The organism is Synechococcus sp. CC9902 (genome assembly GCF_000012505.1).
Classification (GTDB): Bacteria; Cyanobacteriota; Cyanobacteriia; order PCC-6307; family Cyanobiaceae; genus Parasynechococcus.
The window spans coordinates 1,369,270-1,388,436 of sequence record NC_007513.1 but is presented as its reverse complement, the minus strand read 5'-3'; the positions used below and the strand labels follow the sequence as shown (position 1 = coordinate 1,388,436).

At 57.3% G+C, this 19,167-nt stretch carries 21 protein-coding genes; 15 read left to right on the top strand and 6 right to left on the bottom strand.

All coding sequences use genetic code 11. The features are described 5' to 3' along the window. The first annotated feature begins 1 nt into the window (after position 1). The 4 genes from SYNCC9902_RS07145 to SYNCC9902_RS07130 are packed head-to-tail and all read left to right on the top strand — an operon-like array spanning position 2 to position 2,659. Entirely contained in the window at positions 2 to 205 is a 204-nt protein-coding gene (locus SYNCC9902_RS07145) for a hypothetical protein (protein WP_011360210.1), read from the top strand. Positions 206 to 231: 26 nt separating this feature from the next. After that, complete coding sequence (gene crtH, locus SYNCC9902_RS07140) at positions 232 to 1,788, top strand: carotenoid isomerase (RefSeq protein ID WP_011360209.1); 1,557 nt, start codon at positions 232 to 234, stop codon at positions 1,786 to 1,788. A 35-nt stretch (positions 1,789 to 1,823) separates the two neighbouring features. Beyond that, positions 1,824 to 2,108, top strand: coding sequence for a hypothetical protein (locus SYNCC9902_RS07135; protein ID WP_011360208.1), 285 nt, complete (start codon positions 1,824 to 1,826; stop codon positions 2,106 to 2,108). 5 nt (positions 2,109 to 2,113) lie between these two features. Continuing rightward, positions 2,114 to 2,659, top strand: a complete 546-nt coding sequence (locus tag SYNCC9902_RS07130) for a hypothetical protein (RefSeq protein ID WP_011360207.1) — start codon at positions 2,114 to 2,116, stop codon at positions 2,657 to 2,659. On the opposite strand, the gene SYNCC9902_RS07125 is transcribed toward SYNCC9902_RS07130, so the two are convergent. Next, the gene (locus SYNCC9902_RS07125; RefSeq protein WP_041425064.1) at positions 2,631 to 3,398 is read right to left on the bottom strand and encodes a response regulator transcription factor; all 768 of its coding nucleotides are present in this window, start codon (positions 3,396 to 3,398) and stop codon (positions 2,631 to 2,633) included. The genes SYNCC9902_RS07130 and SYNCC9902_RS07125 overlap by 29 nt on opposite strands. 75 nt (positions 3,399 to 3,473) lie before the next feature. Here SYNCC9902_RS07125 and SYNCC9902_RS07120 point away from each other — a divergent pair, with 75 nt between their 5' ends. After that, positions 3,474 to 3,746 (top strand): DUF6761 family protein, encoded by a 273-nt coding sequence (locus SYNCC9902_RS07120; protein WP_011360205.1) that lies wholly within the window; start codon positions 3,474 to 3,476, stop codon positions 3,744 to 3,746. Positions 3,747 to 3,752: 6 nt separating this feature from the next. On the opposite strand, the gene grxD is transcribed toward SYNCC9902_RS07120, so the two are convergent. Genes grxD through SYNCC9902_RS07100 form a run of 4 tightly spaced genes read right to left on the bottom strand, consistent with a single transcriptional unit; the run spans position 3,753 to position 5,630 of the window. Then, complete coding sequence (gene grxD / locus SYNCC9902_RS07115; RefSeq protein ID WP_011360204.1) at positions 3,753 to 4,076, bottom strand: Grx4 family monothiol glutaredoxin; 324 nt, start codon at positions 4,074 to 4,076, stop codon at positions 3,753 to 3,755. A gap of 24 nt (positions 4,077 to 4,100) precedes the next feature. Continuing rightward, the gene (locus SYNCC9902_RS07110; protein WP_011360203.1) at positions 4,101 to 4,334 is read right to left on the bottom strand and encodes a BolA/IbaG family iron-sulfur metabolism protein; all 234 of its coding nucleotides are present in this window, start codon (positions 4,332 to 4,334) and stop codon (positions 4,101 to 4,103) included. Positions 4,335 to 4,371: 37 nt separating this feature from the next. After that, positions 4,372 to 4,899: a hypothetical protein gene (locus SYNCC9902_RS07105; RefSeq protein WP_011360202.1), complete on the bottom strand. Its 528-nt coding sequence runs from the start codon at positions 4,897 to 4,899 to the stop codon at positions 4,372 to 4,374. Positions 4,900 to 4,928: 29 nt separating this feature from the next. Then, a complete protein-coding gene (locus tag SYNCC9902_RS07100) occupies positions 4,929 to 5,630 on the bottom strand; it encodes a lysophospholipid acyltransferase family protein (RefSeq protein ID WP_232179192.1) in 702 nt (233 codons plus the stop codon). Positions 5,631 to 5,714: 84 nt separating this feature from the next. On the opposite strand from SYNCC9902_RS07100, the gene SYNCC9902_RS07095 reads away from it, so the two are divergent. From SYNCC9902_RS07095 to SYNCC9902_RS07055, 9 genes are all read left to right on the top strand, one after another. Then, entirely contained in the window at positions 5,715 to 6,464 is a 750-nt protein-coding gene (locus SYNCC9902_RS07095; protein WP_011360200.1) for a pyridoxine 5'-phosphate synthase, read from the top strand. Next, positions 6,461 to 6,781 (top strand): MgPME-cyclase complex family protein, encoded by a 321-nt coding sequence (locus SYNCC9902_RS07090; RefSeq protein WP_011360199.1) that lies wholly within the window; start codon positions 6,461 to 6,463, stop codon positions 6,779 to 6,781. Before SYNCC9902_RS07095 ends, SYNCC9902_RS07090 begins: the two co-directional genes overlap by 4 nt. After that, positions 6,781 to 7,026 (top strand): hypothetical protein, encoded by a 246-nt coding sequence (locus SYNCC9902_RS07085; RefSeq protein WP_011360198.1) that lies wholly within the window; start codon positions 6,781 to 6,783, stop codon positions 7,024 to 7,026. Before SYNCC9902_RS07090 ends, SYNCC9902_RS07085 begins: the two co-directional genes overlap by 1 nt. 424 nt (positions 7,027 to 7,450) lie before the next feature. After that, the gene (locus SYNCC9902_RS07080) at positions 7,451 to 10,684 is read left to right on the top strand and encodes an exodeoxyribonuclease V subunit gamma (protein WP_011360197.1); all 3,234 of its coding nucleotides are present in this window, start codon (positions 7,451 to 7,453) and stop codon (positions 10,682 to 10,684) included. Between the two features lie 8 nt (positions 10,685 to 10,692). Continuing rightward, complete coding sequence (locus tag SYNCC9902_RS07075) at positions 10,693 to 14,319, top strand: UvrD-helicase domain-containing protein (RefSeq protein ID WP_011360196.1); 3,627 nt, start codon at positions 10,693 to 10,695, stop codon at positions 14,317 to 14,319. After that, complete coding sequence (locus SYNCC9902_RS07070) at positions 14,316 to 15,908, top strand: ATP-dependent DNA helicase (RefSeq protein WP_011360195.1); 1,593 nt, start codon at positions 14,316 to 14,318, stop codon at positions 15,906 to 15,908. The genes SYNCC9902_RS07075 and SYNCC9902_RS07070 overlap by 4 nt, the downstream gene beginning before the upstream one ends. Then, positions 15,908 to 16,249, top strand: a complete 342-nt coding sequence (locus tag SYNCC9902_RS07065; protein WP_011360194.1) for a phosphomannose isomerase type II C-terminal cupin domain — start codon at positions 15,908 to 15,910, stop codon at positions 16,247 to 16,249. The genes SYNCC9902_RS07070 and SYNCC9902_RS07065 overlap by 1 nt, the downstream gene beginning before the upstream one ends. Positions 16,250 to 16,355: 106 nt before the next feature. Then, positions 16,356 to 18,230, top strand: coding sequence for a DEAD/DEAH box helicase (locus SYNCC9902_RS07060; protein WP_011360193.1), 1,875 nt, complete (start codon positions 16,356 to 16,358; stop codon positions 18,228 to 18,230). Beyond that, complete coding sequence (locus SYNCC9902_RS07055) at positions 18,230 to 18,475, top strand: hypothetical protein (protein WP_041425062.1); 246 nt, start codon at positions 18,230 to 18,232, stop codon at positions 18,473 to 18,475. The genes SYNCC9902_RS07060 and SYNCC9902_RS07055 overlap by 1 nt, the downstream gene beginning before the upstream one ends. 14 nt (positions 18,476 to 18,489) lie before the next feature. Here SYNCC9902_RS07055 and SYNCC9902_RS07050 read toward each other — a convergent pair whose 3' ends face one another. Then, a complete protein-coding gene (locus SYNCC9902_RS07050) occupies positions 18,490 to 18,678 on the bottom strand; it encodes a hypothetical protein (protein ID WP_041425060.1) in 189 nt (62 codons plus the stop codon). Between the two features lie 201 nt (positions 18,679 to 18,879). Here SYNCC9902_RS07050 and SYNCC9902_RS07045 point away from each other — a divergent pair, with 201 nt between their 5' ends. Beyond that, positions 18,880 to 19,167 (top strand): RNA recognition motif domain-containing protein, encoded by a 288-nt coding sequence (locus SYNCC9902_RS07045; protein ID WP_009789525.1) that lies wholly within the window; start codon positions 18,880 to 18,882, stop codon positions 19,165 to 19,167.

The following is a 19,167-nucleotide window of genomic DNA, read 5'->3' as shown; positions in this document are numbered from 1 at the left end:
CGTGCAACAGCATGGCCGGACTGCCTTTGTGGTGGTTTACATCAACCCGGTACAACCGCAGGACGGCTTTGTGATCGATGGGCTGCGCGATCAAATCGATCAACGCTGCAGTTCAGCACTGGGACGGCCCGTGCGGTCTGAGGTCATCCTCACCGTGAACCCCCCAATTCATCACTTGGATCCAACTCCGCAGGCTGCCCCTTAGCGTCATCACTAGTGGTGTTCGAAGCTTTGGTCGATCAGCAGCAATGGGATGCCGTCGTGATCGGCTCTGGTGTGGGTGGTTTGGTCACAGCGAGCCAGCTTGCGGCGAAGGGTGCAAAAACGCTGGTACTGGAGAGGTACCTCATCCCTGGCGGTAGTGGAGGCGCGTTTCATCGGAACGGCTACACCTTTGATGTGGGTGCCTCGATGATTTTTGGATTTGGGGAGAAGGGCTACACCAACCTGCTGACGCGCGCCCTGGCGGACATCGGGGAACACTGCGACACCATTCCCGATCAGGCCCAGCTGGAATATCACATGCCTGGCGGGTTACGCATTGCCGTCGACCGTGATTACGACACCTTTATTGCGGATCTTTCAGCCCGTTTCCCCCATGAAGCCGAAGGTATTCGTCGCTTCTATGACGCCTGCTGGCAGGTGTTCAACTGCCTAGATGCGATGCCGTTGTTGTCGCTTGAGGACCCTGCTTATCTCACCAAGGTTTTTTTCAAAGCGCCCTTCGCCTGCTTGGGGTTAGCGCGTTGGCTTCCCTTCAACGTCGGGGCCGTTGCGCGTCAACACATCAAAGATCCACAACTGTTGAAGTTCATTGATATCGAATGTTTTTGCTGGTCGGTGATGCCAGCCGATCGCACACCAATGATCAACGCAGGCATGGTCTTTTCAGACCGTCATGCCGGTGGAATCAATTACCCCAAAGGTGGAGTGGGTGTGATCTCTCAGAAGCTTGTGAAAGGGTTGGAGCGCCATGGCGGATCGATTCGTTACAAAGCCCGCGTCACCCAAGTGTTGATCGAGAAGGGCCAGGCCGTTGGCGTGAAGCTGGCTGATGGCGAAATCATCTATGCCAAACGGGTGATTTCCAATGCCACCCGTTGGGACACCTTCTCGGGTGAGGTGGCAGGGACAAAGGGGGAAGGTCAGGCCCTCGTCGGTTCCGACCAAACACCGGCCAAGGAGCAGGTTTGGCGCCGACGTTACGTACCGTCGCCCTCGTTTTTATCGCTACATCTGGGCGTACGGGCCGATGTGATTCCGGCTGGCACCCATTGCCATCACTTGTTGCTGGAGGACTGGGAGCGGATGGAAGACGAGCAGGGCGTGATTTTTGTGTCGATGCCATCGCTGCTCGATCCCGATTTAGCACCGTCGGGGCATCACATCGTCCATACGTTTACGCCGTCATCGATGGAGGCATGGAAAGGGCTGAGTCCGTCGGATTACAAAGTCAAAAAAGAGGCTGATGCGGCACGGATGATTCAACGCTTAGAGGCCATTCTTCCTGGTCTCTCTGGGGCGATCACCCACAAGGAGATCGGAACACCGCGCAGCCACCGGCGCTTTCTGGGACGATTTCAAGGCAGTTATGGGCCGATTCCAGCGATGCAATTGCCGGGGTTGTTGCCGATGCCGTTCAATCGCACGGGAGTGAAGCACCTGTATTGCGTTGGGGATTCTTGTTTCCCCGGGCAAGGGCTGAATGCAGTTGCCTTCAGCGGTTTTGCCTGCGCGCATCGGGTTGGTGCCGATTTAGGCCTGAACCCCTGGGCCCTGCCGGCGTGATGGGCTGATTAGCCTTTGCCTACTGAAAAGATGCGATGCCGACCAATCCGCAGCCATCGTCTGAACAACTTGCGCGATTCATGGAGCAACGCGGGGATATTCACAAACCGTGGAACCTCCAAATCCTTCGGCTTCAGAAACTAAAAGCGGCCAAAAACACGATGGATCCGCTGGAGTACATCGCCAAACTCCAAGAAGCCCATGCCGATTTGATGCGCTTGGGCAAATTTTGGAAGGGTCGAGAAGCTGAGGTGTTTGAAGGGGTTTATGTGCCTTCCGAATTGATTGAGCCGTTGCCTGGATCACCCGACGATCGCTAAATCCCATGGAACGTTTTGGCCTTTCTCCTCTGATTCGCTTCACCCTGTTGAGCCTGTACGTGGCGTTGGTGCTGCCCTTGCCCGTCTTGGCCCCCGAATCCTTGAGGCCGTTAATGGTTGCTGGCCTGATTCTCGGGCTTGTGTTGGTTGTGGGTTTGCTGAGCGAGCAGGTTGAAACCGATGCTGCCGGCCTTCGGGTGCGTTATCCCGGCTGGATTCGTTGGTTATTGCGACGGAGCTGGTCGATGGACTGGGCCGATATCCGTGCCTTGGTTCCTGTAGGAACGAGCCAAGGAGGCACCGTGTATTACCTAAAAGCCGCTGATTGTCGTCATCAATTGCTTCCGCAGCGCATTGAACGGTTCGATTTGTTTCTGAAACTGCTCAGTGAGCGGGCTTCCATTTCAACCATGGGAATCGGTCGACTGACCCCTCCTTGGACCTACCAAGTGCTTGCTTCCCTTGCAGCTCTCATGGTGGTTGGAGAGCTGGTGTCTGGTTTGGCGATCAGCCAGGGCTGGATCAGCTTGCCGGCAAGTTATCCAGGCTGAAGCGATAGCCCCGTTGACGCACAGTGGTGATCCCACCGCCCTCGCCAAGACCTGCCTGCTCGAGCTTGCGCCGCAGGGTTAGAACTTGAGTATCCACAGAGCGAGGACCACCACTGAAGGGAGGCCATGCCATCCGAAGCAATTCTTGGCGACTGCGTACCAGCCCTGGGGGCATGAGTAAGGCGCAGAGCAGAGCAAATTCCCGAGGACTGAGTTCCACAGGTTTGTCGCGGAGCGTGACCTGTCTCAGCAAGAGATGCACCTCTAGGGGACCGACGGTGACGCGCTCTTGCAGACCGCTATGACCTCTCTTTAAAAGGGTGCGGCAACGCGCTGCTAACTCTTCCAGCCCAAAGGGCTTGCGCAAAACATCGTCTGCACCATCTTCTAATAGGCCGACAACAGGTTCGGCACCACTGCGAGCTGTTAACACGATCACTGGGCAACGCAGTTGTCCAGCGAGGCGGAGGGCAGAACTCTGCTCAAGGATCTCTGCGCTCACCAAGAGATCTGGCGATTGATCCTGACAAATTTCAAGGGCTTCGACGGCTCGACCCACGGCTGCGGTGAGGTGACCGTCTTGACGAAGACGCTGCACCAGAACAGTGCGCAGGGTGGGATGAGGCTCAACCACCAGAACACGTGAGGGTTCAAGACCGCTTCCGGAGCCAGGCATGGAGATGGCCTGGTCAGTAGGAGTGTTCGACTCAGTAAGTAAGTCTTGTGGCGTTGAGGTCACTGGATCGATCGAGGCGCGACTAGGCTAGTACCAATTTCATGAAGCGCTGGTAGCGAGAGCTGCCGTCTCCCACCAATGACGTCACTTGATGACCCACAGGCCATCCGTCATTTTCAGTCGATTTGTGATGCGTGCCAAGAACTCACGACGCGATATCACACACCTTCTGAGCTTCGGCTCTACGCCGATGGATATCTTCATGCGCTTCGTAAAACCGGCTCCCTCGACATCCGTGAGCAACATCGCCTAGAGCAGCTAATCGACCGCTGGATCTTGGATCCCTCGAGTTTCATTGGTCCAGATGGGGACGTCAGCACGCTCTACATGCAGCATCCCCACGGCTACTAAAACCGTTTAACTCGCGAGGGCAATTTCAAGTTTTTCTTTGAGTTCGCCAGAGTTGTACATCTCGATCAGGATGTCGGATCCACCCATAAATTCCCCTTTGACGTAGATCTGAGGAATGGTTGGCCAACTCGAGAATTCTTTGATTCCCTGACGAATCTCCATGTCGGAGAGCACATCGAAAGTTTCAAAAGTCACCCCGAGGGAGTGAAGAATCTGCACAACGTTGTTGGAGAAGCCGCATTGGGGCATCAATTTGGAGCCCTTCATGAAAACAAAGATTGGGCTCGTCGCGATCAAGCCTTCGATACGTGATTTGGTGGAAGCGTCCATGACGAGGAAAAGAGGTCTCGAGAATTAGGAAGGGACGGAGGTGCTGAGAGCCAAAGCATGAATGGCCTCACTGGCAAGCTCCTGTTGCAGTGCTCCATACACCATTTGGTGTTGTCGGATGCGCGACAGGCCACTGAACGCAGTGGACACCACACTCACTTGGAGATGGTCTCCACCGCCAGTGAGATCTTCAACGGTCACCGTTGCATCAGGAATGGCCCGTTGGATTGCAGATTCGACCGCGGACGGCTGCACCATGACAAAACTCCCAATTCAATGATGTTGGCAGATGAACTCAGCTGCCTGGCCTTGATGCACCCTTGAACTCCGTTTCGACAAAACCAAGTTCGACAAGGCTCTGATAGGCCTTTTGGCCCTGAGGTTTGGAGGGTGTCATCAGCTTCACCACCTCGACGAGGACGGGAACGGCCACTTCGGGTTGGTTTTGACGACGGAAGAGGGCCGCTAAGCGCAGATCAGATTCCGCTAATAATCCAAGGGCTTCACGTCCTTTTTCGTCCATTTCGCGGGGAATCCGTGCATCCAGGCCGCGGAACGCGCCGCTTAAATCTCGATAGAACGACAACAGCTGTTTCGACACTTTCCGGGCTTTGTCGTATTCGGTACGAGCGCTGGCTAGGTCTCCCCGGGCTGCGGCGGCATCGCCACGGGAAATCATGCCGCGAACGGCCGATGGGTTAAAGCCACTGTCGGGTTGCGCCAAAACCCTGTCGCTGGAGGCCTGTTGAGCGAGGACCGGCGGAGCTGTGACGCCAAGGGTGGCCACCAGGGCGGCAGCCGTCAGCAGAGAGCGACAACCCATGGGGTCAGTCAGAGCAATTTGCGCGGACTTTAGAAGGCTTTTAGGGGTCGTCCAACAGCCTTGCGGGCCGCTTGTTCAGCCGTATGCATCGCAGCGGTGAGTTGGATGTTGAACTCTTCTGCCGCATCTCGGCCCGTTTCTTTCGGGACGTGCAACGCCTCGCCAAAACAGACCGCTGCACGACTCAACGGTCGTGGTGGAGCTTGGCTGTAGCCCAGACCAACTGGGATAACAGGAACATGGACCCCTTGGCTTTGGGCGAGCTGGGCAAGACGCATCAGACCACCACGCACCTGAATCGGGGCATCGGTGCGTTGAATCCGCCCCTCTGGAAACATCACCAGCTGCTGGCCACTGGCCAATAAATCAATGGCAAACCGCAGTGTGGTCATCGATGGGCGACCTTGATTCACAGGGAAACAGCCCAAACGTTGCAGGAACCATCCCTGCAGACCTTTCATTTCCGTCGTCGTCACCATGAAGCGACAGTCGCGGCCCGTGACCCGTCGGCCTGCTGCCATGGGTAAGAGCAGCGCATCCCAACGGGCCCGATGGGTTGGCGCCAAAAGCACAGGTCCGTGGTGCGGCAGTCGTTCGCGATGCAACACCAGCCGTTCCCGGAACTGCAATGGCAGAGCCAAGTCTTGCGTGGCCAGCATGGCCAAGGGTGCCCAGAACCGGTCGATCCCAACCTGCAGAGCGCTTTCTCGGGTTGCCAGTGCCGCTGTCAACGGTGAACAGTCGTCAGGAAAACCTCGAGAATGTAAGGCCCGCCGGCCGTCCTGCATAGGATTTGGCCATCAATACCAGCCTCCATGGCCAGCTTGGGCGTCAATATCGATCACATTGCCAACATTCGCGAAGCGCGACGCACGGTCGAACCTGATCCCGTGCCGATGGCGATGCTCGCTGAATTGGGGGGTGCTGATGGGATCACAGTCCATCTCAGAGAAGATCGTCGTCACATCCAAGATCGCGATGTTGAACTGTTGCGGCAGACCGTTCGGTCTCGACTGAATTTGGAGATGGCTGCAACGGCCGAGATGGTGGCCATTGCTTTGAGGGTGAAGCCCGACATGGTGACGCTGGTGCCAGAACATCGCCAAGAGGTAACCACGGAGGGTGGCCTGGATGTGGTGGCGCAGTTGTCGGAACTCACTGGAATGGTGAGCCAGCTTCAGACCAGCGGAATTCCGGTGAGCTTGTTTGTGGATCCCGTGGCTTCTCAGCTACGAGGCTGCACTGATTCCGGGGCGCGTTGGGTGGAACTCCACACCGGGCGTTATGCGGAGGGCAGTTGGAATGATCAACCCCACGAATTAGCTCGACTCACCGAGGGCACCGCTACGGCTCGGGCCATGGGCCTGCGTGTCAATGCAGGTCATGGGCTCACGTATCAGAACGTGGAGCCTGTGGCCGCGATCCCCGGAATGGAAGAACTGAACATTGGCCATACGATCGTCGCTCGTGCAGTTGTCGTTGGACTGCAACAGGCGGTGCGAGAAATGAAGGCGTTGATTCAGAATCCTCGGCGTGACCCCTTGTTTGGACAGGCACTCGGATGACCACTTATCACTTCGTTGCCGCCAGCGAGACGTTCCTCACCGTTGATGAACCCCTTGAGGAAGTGCTCAAGGAGCGTCGGCGGAACTACGCCGAAACCAACCGAGAGATCGACTTTTGGTTGCTGATTCGCCCAGCATTTCTTCAAGCATCAGAGCTGGCGGAGCTGGCCAGCCAAGTGCCTCAGCCGTCCGCAGCGGTTGTATCCACAGATGAAAAATTCATCACATTTTTGAAATTAAGGTTGGAATACGTTGCCGTGGGACGTTTCGAGGCTCCCTCTTCGACCATTCCTGACCCCTTGTCTGGCAGCGTTTGATGCATCCAAGTTCATTACCCGTGTCCAAGCGGATCACGTTGTTGGTTCGCGCCTTGAATGGTGCCGAAAAAACCAATCAAGCCTTGGCAACATGTGCGGATGGCGATGCCATGGTGGATATTTTGTTGGGCGCATCAGCGAAGCTTGGTCTTCGTCTGACGCGCCGTGATCTAACGGAAACTCCGCCCATTCGGGATTGGATTTGGTTTAAAAATAATCAACCCTTGATCACCATTGGAAAGTAAATGAAGGGGTTGGATCGATTAGTAAAAGGCGAATGAGACTTTTGATGGTCTTCTTCTCATATTAATTTCTTTTCTAAATTGATAAAATGACTGCTATCAAAGGGGGCTGCTGATCTGTTTTGTTTCTGTTGTCGTGTTCTTTAGTTGATCGATTGAGTTGTACTAGCTTGCCTACTTTTTGAAAGAGTCTTGCCTTTTTGGTTTCGACCAATTGTTGGTGAAAGCGGAAAATTACACATCAAAGCTCTTGGTTGTTTTGCCAGCACCGTTCATTGCAAAAATTCCTGGTCGTGATCTTTGTTGTGGAATTGTGATGCGGTACTGCATCCTTTGATGTCTGGTGCACTCGGTGCTGATTATTTTGTAGAGATACGCCAGCCCAGCTCGAGCGGGTGCTTTCTGTTCTTACTGGTGCTTCAGAACTTTGCTGACCCTCTATCGCAGCAACCGCGCTGAATTCCTCGCTCAATTGCTGGCTCAGCAACTGATTGACCAGCAACCGGGACCGTTGGAAACGCTGGAGGTGATGGTGAACACCTGGCCCACCAGCCGCTGGTTGGGCGAACAGCTTGCGGTAGCAAATGGAATTAGCTCGTTGGTTCGCTTCCCTTTTCCGGGTAGTCGATTTCGAGAGTTGGTTCGTCAGGTTTTAGATCTTCCCCCGAAGGAAGCCGATCCTTGGCGCGCCAATCAATTGGTCTGGTCTGTACTGGAACTCCTCCCGGAGTTGCTCGAGCAGCCAGCCGCCCTGCCACTGAAGCGTTGGTTGGATGGTCGGGAGGGAGGTGGCCAATCCCAAGCCCTCAGTCGTGATCGCTGGCAGCTGGCCCGGATGATCGCTGATGCCTTCGACGATTACGCCCTCTATCGCGCTGATCAATTGGGTCAGTGGAGTGCGTCCCCATCATCAGCGGAGACCGATTGGCAACCACTGCTTTGGCGTCGTTTGGCGGATCAGCTGAACCGCCCGCCCTTTGGCCTGCAGGTCCGTGACGCCATCGATCGATTGCGGCGGGGTGCGGTATCCGCTGATTCTCTTCCTGAGCGATTGCGTTTGTTTGGAATCAGTGCCCTAGCCCCCGTGCAAGTGGACCTGATTCAGGCCCTCTCGGGTGTTCTTGATGTGGAGGTGTATCTCCTGACGCCTTGCCCCGATCTATGGCAACGCTGTGGAAGCCGTCGAGAGCTGCTCCAGGAGGCTTGGTTGGAGCCCCCAGATGGACATTGGCTTGAGGCGGCACCGAGGCTGGAAGCCAGTTTTGGCCGTATGGGGGCTGAGTTCCAGCAATTGTTGGAGGGGTCGGGTGATGTTCAGTTGGGTGAGCGGCGCGAGGGAGATCTTTTTGCATCACCGGTGCAGATGGCTGCAGCATCCACGGGCTCTCCATCTCTCCTGGAACAGCTGCAAGAGCAGCTTGTTGATCCGGAGCAGTCGGGAGGACTGCTCCGGTTAGCCAATGATCAATCGCTCTTATTCCAAGCAGCCCCTGGACCTTGGCGAGAGGTGCAGCTGGTGCGGGATCGGATCCTCCAGTGGCTCGCTGCGGATCCAGACCTCGCTCCGCGTGATGTTCTGGTGATGACGCCGCAGGTGGATCGTTATGCCCCGTTGCTGAATTCAGTCTTTAACGATGCCGATGCCATTGGTGTTGATCTCCCCTGGCGTCTCACTGACCGCACTCAGCAAAGCAGTCCTGGACTGTCAATGGCCATGCTCAACCTGCTGGAGTTGGCGGCTGGTCGTTTAACGGCTACCGGCTTAGAGCAATGGTTGGCCAACCCTGCTCTTCAGGAATTACAGGGGTTGTCGTCCGAAGACTGCACCTTGATGACGCGGGTTTTGCAGCACACCGGTTTCCGTTGGGGGCTCGATGCAAAGGAACGGGGTGGAGACGAAACCCATGGGTTGCGCTGGTGTTTAGACCGCTGGCTTTTGGGCCTGGTGTTGCCTGTTCGTGATGGATTAGCCCCTGCGGGTGCGGCACCGTTCCAGTGGGAGTTGGATCCGGAGCGCTTGGTGCGGTGGTGGACCCTGCTGGATCGATTGGCTCGGATGCTCGAGCAGTTCAGGCGACCTCAGACCTGTGCTGCATGGGTGGCGTTGCTGCAGTCGGTGTTGCAGGAATTGTTTGGGGATGGCCGCGCTTGGAGTGGTGAATTACAAACCTGGACCGCAGCCCTAGAAGACTGGCGATTGCGGGCCACCGATTGCGCGCTGGAGCTTGATATCGCCGTTGTCTTGGAGGTGCTTAATGAAGCCCTGTCGGTGGATAGCGGTCGTTTCGGGCACCGCACTGGTTCGCTCACCATCAGCGCCTTGGAACCGATGCGGGCCATCCCCCACAAGGTGATTGTGTTGATGGGGCTCGATGGCGCCGTGTTCCCACGTCCCAATCAACGCCCAGGCTTCCATCTTCTTGAACAACACCGTCGGCTTGGTGATCCCCGCGGTAGTGATCAAGACCGGTACGTCTTATTAGAGGCGTTGATGTCAGCACGACGCCATCTATTGATCAGTTGGTGTGGTCGGAATGAACGCACCGGTGAGGCCCAACCCCCTGCGGCTCCTGTGGAGCAATGGTTGGCCCAACTCCAGCAGGAGTTGTCCACCAGCAGCACCGACGGTTTGGTGCTGACGCCAGCTGCCAACCCTTTGGCGCGTAGCAACTTTCAAATCGAGACCCCTTTGAGTTGCGATCGCCGTCAGTTGGAGGCCCGCCGCTGGTTGGATCGTTCTCGACCGGAACCAAAACAAGCCCTGGCGTGGCCCCTGGCCTGGACGTTCCCTCAGGCGGACCCAGGGACCAGTTCCAAGCCAGAGAAGCCGTTGGTGTTTGAAGAGCTCCTGCGCTGGATGCATCAACCCCAGGCGGCTTGGTTGCGTTCGAAGGGGCTGCGACCGGGTGAGGGGATTGATGCAGTGGAGGATCTCGACCCCCTCGAGCTCAATGCCCTCGAGCGTTATCAGCTGTTGGATCAAAACCTGGAACCGTTGCTTGCCGCCGGAGAGTTGCCGAATTGGCGGTCGCTGCTGGCCGGTCAGGGGGTGCTGCCGGCTGGAGCTGGCGCCGCCCTAGAGCAACAGGAGTTGGCAGACCGTTGGCAACGCCTCAGACGTCAGCTCGACAGCCTCGGCCCTTGCCGTCGCGAGGACATCGTGATTGAAGGTGTTCTCCGACCGCTTGTATTCGCTGGGGAAACCCAAGTCGTGGTTCAGGCGGGAATGCTCAGTGCGAGGGGTGTGATGCGTGGTTGGCTTCAACATCTCCACCTTTGCCGGTTGATGCCAACCCCCACGGCGGTAATTGCCCGCAGTACCCGTGCCATCGGTGCGGAAATTCACCTGCACTGGATGGCGTTGCCAGCGGACCAGGCGGAGCAGCAGCTGGTCACGCTGCAAGGACTAGCTCATCAGGGGATGCATCAGTGCTGGCCCATTCCCCCTAAAAGTGGTTGGCAGATGGTTTGGCATGAGCAGCGCAAACCAGGGACAGGCATGGATCGTTTTCGAACGTGTTGGCAAGAGGAGCGCCTTTCGCCTGCGCTTCAGCTTTGTTTCGGAGCGGAGCTGGAGGCGGATGCGCTGTTGCAGACACCGGGCTTCGATGAAGCCTGTTCGGCGCTGTATCAACCCCTGTTTCAAGCGCGGCGGAGTTGATCGCAACCATGGCAGAACGCTTTGACGCCAACACTTATCCCCTTAAGCCTGGAATCCGTCTGTTGGAAGCCAGTGCAGGGACGGGCAAAACCTTCGCGCTTGCCCATCTCACCCTTCGATTGATCACCGAGGCGGCTTACCCGCTGGAAGCACTGCTCGTTGTGACTTACACCGAAGCCGCCGCTGAGGAATTGCGATCTCGGATTGGTCAGCGTTTGCAGCAGGCGCTAGTTGGGTTGGAGCAACTGGAGAACGAAATGTTTCCGTCGGCTCCCGACCCGGTCATGGCCGCATGGTGGGAGCAATGCACGGCGTCTGCGGATCGACGCATCAGAATTCGACGGCTGTTGGTGGCACTCGAGCAACTCGACCGGGCTGACATCGCCACGATCCATGGGTTTTGCCGCCGCAGCCTGCGCCGTTTAGCCCTCGATAACGGGGCTGCGATCGAACCTCAACTCGAGAGTGACGCGGCCGCACTTCAGGCCGAGGTGGTGCAATACCTCTGGCAGCAGGAGCTGTTGACCCTTCCCGATGAGCAGTTGCAAGGGCTACGGCAACGGGGGTTGTCGCCGCAAACGTTCGGTGCGGCTTTGGCCCGACTGGATGGAGATCCCAACCCCCGGCTGGCCGGCGATTCGACAAGTGTTGATCGACAATCGCCGCTGCGTGATCAGCTCCCGTGCTGGATCGAAAGCCTTTGGCATGCGTTTCAATCCCACTGGGAGAGTGATCATGCCGCCCTGGAGTCGGGTTTTCGAGCGGCAGCTGCGCAGTGGAAATCCCAGGGTTGTGGCTCAACATCGCCCTACAGCGCGAAGCCACGCACGGATCGCTGCGCTGTGATCAACCAATGGATCGCGATCCAAAACGGTGTGCCGTCCCTGGCCGCGATTGCCTCGGTTGAGAAACCCTTGAAGGAGTATTTCCATCCCGGCAGTTGGTGCCGGATGGCCCGGAAGTGCGGAGAGGACGAGCCCAGTTTGGTGGCGTCGGCACTGCAGTCCGCAATTGGTGCCCTTTGGGATGAGCCATTGGAACGGGTATGGCGATATTTGCTGGAGCGTGGTCTTGAGGAATTACGGGAGCGTCGTGGTCGTCGTGGAGCGATCACTTTCGCTGGATTACTCGCGGCGATGGATCCGGGTGATGGACAGGTGGATTGGCTGGCACCGCTTCAGGAGCGCTATCGCGCGGTGATGGTGGATGAGTTCCAAGACACCGATCCGGTGCAGTGGCGTTTGCTGCGACGGGCCTTTGGTGATCGCATTCACCATCTTCTGCTGTTGGTGGGCGATCCAAAGCAAGCGATTTATCGCTTTCGTGGTGGCGATCTCGGAACCTATCTAGAGGCTCGCCAACAGGTTGATCGCATTGATCACTTGCTCGATAACTTCCGCGCCACCGCATCGCTGATGGACGGGTTGAACACGTTGATGGCGCCAGGCATGCCTCGCTCTCACTTGGAAATTCCTGCGGTGCGAGCTCAAGCCGTTGATCAGGTGTCTCCGACGACGGCCGCGCTACAGCTGCTTGAGCTGGAGCTGGATACGCCTGCATCACGAACGGCATTGGAGCAGCAGTTGCCGCAACACCTCGCTGCGGTGGTGTTTGAAATTTTGGAAGGCCCCGATCAACCCGACCCTTCTGATCTGTGTGTGCTGGTCAGTCGTCATCAACAGGCGACGGACCTACGTCGGGCCCTTGGCGCCGCTGGCATTCCCAGTCGGTTGGTCACCCAGGGCGATGTGTTGGAAAGCGAAGCCGCTCTAGTGGTGCAGCGCCTGTTGGATGCCCTGGCAGATCCCGGTGATGATCGTTGTTTGCGGCTGTTGGTGAGCTCCCCGCTCATGAATTGGTCCTTAGAGGCGATGGAGAATGAGGGGGGGCTCGATCAGCTTGCTGAGCAGCTGCGGCTTTGGGAACGCGCCTTGCCCAAGCTCGGTTTAATGGGATGTTTGGCCCAACTCCTGGAGGGTCAGCGGACTGCGGATTTGTCCGAACGGGGCCGAATGTTGGGGGACCTGCAGCAGGTGGGTCGATTGGTGCAGGAGGCAATGCATCGGCAGGGATTGGACAGTGCAACGGCAGCAAATTGGCTGCGTCGCGAGCGCTTGCATCCCACAACTCCGGTGCCAGAAGCCCGTCAGCCCCACAGCGACCAAGCCGATCAAGCCGTGGCTGTGGTGACTGTCCATCGCAGCAAAGGGCTGGAGTATCCAGTGGTGATCTGTCCCTATCTCTGGCAAGCCCCGCGCCAAGAAAGTGGACCGCTCTGGCGGGAAACGGGTGATGGTCGCTGGTTCATTGCGATCGATTCCCATTGGGGAAAGGGACACCGTGCTGCGCAACAAGCGACTGACGACGCCATGGCGGAAGCGGAACGGTTGGCCTACGTCGCGATGACCCGTGCCCGCTCCCAGTTGATGGTGGTTTGGGTGCGTTCAACGGGACAAGAGGGCGCTCCACTGCCGTGTTGGCTGTTTGGCGCGGACGCCATCCATGATTCGGTGGATCAGTTCAACGATGACCGCCTCGACTTGGCCCTGAGCGAGCGGGGTGTGTCGCTGTTGCGCCGTGTTTTGCCCGATCCCCTGCTCCCATCTCAGCGTTGGCGATCACTGCCGAGCGAGCAGCCGCTCGGCCTTGGAGAAACGCCTGGACGAATCGATCGCAGCTGGGGACGGGCGAGTTACTCCGCCTGGATCTCAGCGCCTGTGGATCCTGTCGTGCATGAACAAGGTCGAGACCCTGACCCCGGAGCTGAGGAGTGCAGTCTCACTGGACCGGAGCTTTGGCCAGAGCAAGGGCCCCTTGCCGATTTCCCGAGGGGTGCCGTGGCTGGGGATTGCCTGCATCGGATTCTTGAGCAGATCCCATATCAGGCCGCGGATGCCGACGACCCTTCCCTCTTGGACAGTCTTCGGGCAGCTGTGATCGACTCGGAACTCAGGCGGGCTGGGTTGGATTGCAACCTGCAATCGATGGTGATGGAGGGGCTGGGTTATGTACTCAAAACTCCCCTTGGTGGCCCCTTAGAGCAGTTGCAACTCAGCCAGTTGGGGCTGAAGCAACGCATCCATGAATTGAGCTTTGATCTGCCGGTAGGCCATGTACGCACCAAGGATCTCGTTCAAGCCTTTCATTGTTCTCCCAACGCACGGTTTGGAGGGCGATATATCGATCACCTCGCCACGTTGGGGGTGAATAGCCGTGGCTTCCTCACCGGCTCGATCGACCTGGTGTTTTGCGACCCCCATCAGTCGCGCTGGTGGGTTTTGGATTGGAAGAGCAATTGGATCGGGGAACGTCGATCGGAGGGCAGCCCTGGCCGTTGCGGACCGCGTCACTATCACCAGGACGCCATGCAAGAGCAGATGATTCACCATCACTACCCCTTGCAAGCCCATCTCTACTTAGTTGCCTTACACCGACACCTGAGTTGGCGTCTGCCGGATTACAACCCCGAACAGCACCTGGGTGGATATGTCTATGTCTTCTTAAGAGGGATGCCTGGAGATCAGCTTGTTTCGCTTGAGGACAGCGCAAGTGTGGGACCAGGACGTCTGGTGGAACCTGCACCGTTGGAGCGGGTGTTGGCCCTGGATCGTGCCTTGTCTGAGGTTGATCGATGAACAGTTCTGGTTGGCCAGCCTCCTTTGCCTCTGGCTTGCACGCTGCGTTGGTGCGCAGGATCCCACCAAATCGCAATGGGCCTGAGCTTGAGCAGCTCAGCCTTGCCTTGATTGAAGCGCTGGAGCAGGGCAACCTCACGGTGCCGTTGTCTCCCGAGCGCGAGGAGCTGGTGCGGCAGAGCGGTTGGCTGGAGGGAGAGGCTTCACCGTTGGTGTTGCAGGGCCAACGGCTGGGTTGGCGTCGTTGGATGCAGGCGATGGACGACGTGGTGGAAGCACTGGTGGAACGCGCGACACCGAGTGATCCACTGCCGACTGACCCATCCCCGACTGATCCGCGTTCTACCGATCCAGGTGCTATCGATCCACCGTCGAGCTTGAACCGTGAGCAACGCGATGCTGTATTGGCCCTCGATCAGGCTTCAGTGGTGTTGATCAGCGGCGGACCGGGCACAGGCAAAACCAGCACCGTCGTGGAATTGTTGGCGCGGGTGCAGTTGCATCATCCCGACCTGCGTATGGGTTTGGCCGCACCCACGGGTAAGGCGGCTCGACGGTTGGGCGATGCGGTCCGCCCTCGACTCAAGGGGTTGCCATGCGGCACATTGCATCGCTGGCTTGAGGCAGGTGCCCATGGATTTGCGCGCCATGCCGAGCGACCGCTGAAGCTGGATCTCTTGGTGATCGATGAGATGTCGATGCTCGATTTGGCGTTGATGCAAGCGCTGCTGTCTGCACTTCCTCCGTGCTGTCGTTTGGTGTTGGTTGGTGATCCGGCGCAATTGCCACCCGTTGGGAGTGGTGCGGTTTGGCATCGCTTGCAGCAATCCGATGTCAGAGAACGATTTGGGACCGGTGCGATTCACCTCAAGCAGACGTATCGCAACCGTGGAGCTGTGGCTCAACTGGCCAGTGCCTTACGGGAGGGTGGGATCGACGCGTTTCAGGGGGGTCTGGCTGAGCTGGATGCTGAGGCGAATGTTCGGATCCACCGCGAATCCTCCCGCCGTTTGCCACCGATGATTCGACGGCACTGGCAAGGTCATCACCGCCGACTTCTCCAGTTATCGGAGGGACTTCTCGATTGTTCAGAGGCAGAGTTGAGCGGACAGGCAGAGCCTCTGTTAGCAGCCCTGGAGCAAAATCTGGTGCTGTGTCCCCGTCGCCGTGGGCCCTGGAGTCTTGAAGATGTGCATCGGTCGTTGTTGGGGGAGGTAATTGCAGCGGATCCCCGTCGTTGGCCCAGTGGCCTTCCAGTGATCTGTGGTGGGAACCAGCCTGAACTGGGCCTTGCCAATGGTGATCTGGGAATCACGGTTGGAGCTGGCGACCAGAGCCGTTTGCTGTTTCGGGTGGCGACGGATGATGGAGGTGTGGAGGTGAAGCGTTTGCATCCGGCACGGTTGCGACGACTGGAGCCAGCGGTGGCGCTCACCATTCATCGCGCCCAGGGAAGTGAGGCCGACGCGGTGTTTGTGCTGTGGCCACAACCGCTGGATTCCCCTGATGGGTCTGACCACGATTGCCGACTTCTCTATACGGCCATCACACGGGCCCGTGTCAGCCTGGATTTAATGATCGTGCCGTGATGCGCGTTGATCGACCTTGGGGTTGGTACGAACACTTGCTGTCGGGCGAGGGTTACAAGGTGAAGCGGCTTTTGGTGTTCAAAGGCCAGCAATTGTCGTTGCAGCGGCATCAGCATCGCAGTGAAAGTTGGACTGTCGCTTCAGGTGATGGGTTGCTCTTGTGCAACAACGAATGGGTTGAAGCACATCCTGGAGTCATGCTGACGATCCCAGTTGGTGCGGTGCATCGAGCGCGAGGAGGGCAATGTGATTTGGTGATTATTGAGGTTCAACATGGCGATGATCTTCGCGAGGAGGACATCGAACGATTGCAGGATGATTACGGCAGGGTGATAGCTTGAGCGCCAACCTTTGAAGCGTAGGCAACACAACCGGATTGCAATCTGTTGGATTGTTGGGAGGTTGTGAGCCTGATTTCAGAGATCAATCAGGCCAGGGCCACCTTCCATGACTGAACAGCAGCAGCAGCACGAGGATCCCTCGTGCGCAGTTGATCTTTCCGCATCTGCATTGCCAGAAGACAAAAAAGAAGTCGACCAAGAAGAAGTTTTAACCACCACAATCGAGTCATCCACCGCCGAGCCATCCACAACTGAGGCGTCCACAACCGAGGTCACGGCAGAGGTCACGGCCGATGAGGCCAAATCAGAGCCTCAATCCGGATTTGACGGTTTTGGCTTCAGTGAAGCTCTCCTCAAAACCCTCGCAGACAAGGGCTACAGCGACCCCTCACCGATCCAAAAGGCAGCGTTTCCGGAACTGATGTTGGGCCGCGACCTTGTCGGTCAGGCTCAAACCGGTACCGGTAAGACAGCGGCCTTTGCATTGCCTCTGCTGGAACGTCTGGAGAGTGGCCAGAAGACCCCCCAAGTGTTGGTGCTGGCTCCCACAAGGGAATTGGCGATGCAGGTGGCTGATTCCTTCAAGGCCTATGCCGCTGGTCATCCCCACTTAAAAGTTCTGGCTGTCTACGGCGGCACGGATTTCCGCTCCCAAATCAGCACGTTGCGACGGGGCGTTGATGTGGTGGTGGGAACGCCAGGCCGTGTGATGGATCACATGCGCCAGGGCACCCTCGACACATCTGGGCTCACGAGCTTGGTGCTCGATGAAGCCGATGAGATGTTGCGTATGGGCTTCATCGACGACGTGGAGTGGATCCTTGAGCAGCTGCCTAAGGAACGACAGGTGGTTTTGTTCTCGGCAACGATGCCTCCCGAGATTCGTCGCTTGTCAAAGCGTTATCTCAACGATCCAGCTGAAGTCACCATCAAAACCAAAGATCAAGACGGAAAGCTGATTCGGCAACGGGCGATCACCGTGCCGATGAGCCACAAGCTTGAGGCCTTGCAACGGGTGTTGGATGCTTGTGGGGGAGAGGGTGTGATCATTTTTGCTCGCACCAAAGTGATCACGCTGACGGTGGCTGAAACCCTGGAGGCTGCAGGGCATCAGGTGGCTGTTTTAAACGGCGATGTTCCCCAAAACCAACGGGAACGCACCGTGGAACGCTTGCGCAGCGGTTCTGTTGACGTTTTGGTCGCCACGGACGTGGCAGCCCGAGGTTTGGATGTGGAGCGGATTGGTCTTGTGATCAATTACGACATGCCCTTCGATAGCGAGGCTTATGTGCACCGCATCGGTCGGACAGGTCGGGCAGGCCGCACCGGTGAAGCGGTGTTGTTCATGACGCCGCGGGAACGTCGGTTTATTCGAAATCTCGAGAGAGCGACTGGTCAACCGATCGAGATGATGGAAGTGCCTGGTAATACGGCAATCAACCAGGGTCGTTTGGATCGATTGCGGAAACGACTCAGTGAGGCGGCCAATGGTGTTGCAGGTAATTCCGAGGAAGGGGCACTCATCCAAGAACTGATGCAGCGGGTGGCGACGGAGCTGCAACTCACGCCAGAACAAATTGCTTTGGCGGCTCTCAACCTGGCCATTGGTCCGAATGGCCTGTTGCGTAAAGGTGATGACGACTGGATTCAGAACACCCAGCGGATGGACCGTGACCGTGGTGATCGCGGCGATCGTGGGGAACGCCGTGAACGTCGGATCGACCGACCGGCACGGGCTCCTGAAGAAGACATGCAGCGCTACCGCGTTGCTGTTGGTCACCGTGATCGGGTGAAACCCGGCAATCTTGTGGGTGCAATTGCCGGTGAAACCGGTTTACAAGGCCGCTCAATTGGTCGAATTCAAATCTTTGACAATCACAGCCTTGTGGATCTCCCAAAGGGCATGCCAGAGGACATTTTCAATAGTTTGCGCACCCTTCGTGTGATGAATCGTGAGTTGCAAATCACCCAAGATTCTTGATGATTTCGCTTCTAATGGCGGGATTGATCGCTGCAACTCCCGCGACGAGCCAAGACAACAATTTGCTCAAAAGTTTTTGTCTTGCAGCGTTCAAAGCGGCCATGGCACAGGCGGGAGAAACCCCACCTCCAGGAATGGGTGAAGAAACCTGCAGTTGCTTCCTCGATGAGGTGGGTGGCGGTGCGGGGATCGACGCAGCTCGTGAGACGTGTAAGCAGCGCGCTGCCGAAACTTACAAATCCTGAGCACTGACGCGTTGTCAGGATTCGCAAATCTGTGGGGTGAGGGTGGTTTGGCTTAGTGCGATCCGTTCGACCACTTTGATTAGTTCGGTCTGTACGGAGGGAATGCACTGGGGGATCAGGGTGTTGAGCAGAATCACTCGGTCGGCATCATTGAGCTCGCCGTCTGTTGTCCAGCGCATGGATTGCAGGTGAAGCATTGCCATCGTTCTCCTTTCGTCAGGATCTGCTGACAATGGAGCCGATCGATCGAATTCGCTTTGCTCTTCGGAATTGCTTTTGTTTTTTGTGTTGTTCCGTGCGATTGCCCTGTAACGTTTGAGGGTTAACGCCTGACCACCGGCCCATTTCGACTTTGTTTTCGAAACCGGCTCACGCGCTCGATTTCATTCACGGTTCCACGGTCCATGACCATTTACATCGGCAATCTCTCGTTCCAGGCAGAACAAGAGCATCTTTCTGACCTGTTTGCCGAGTACGGCGAAGTTAAAAATTGCAGTCTTCCACTCGACCGCGAAACGGGCCGTAAGAGAGGTTTCGCATTCGTTGAGATGGTGAACGACGCAGACGAGCAAAAGGCCATCGATGACCTTCAAGACGTGGAATGGATGGGCCGGATGATTCGCGTGAGTAAAGCCACCCCGCGGGAACGTTCTGGTGGTCCCCGTGGCGGCGGCGGCGGTTATCGCGATTGA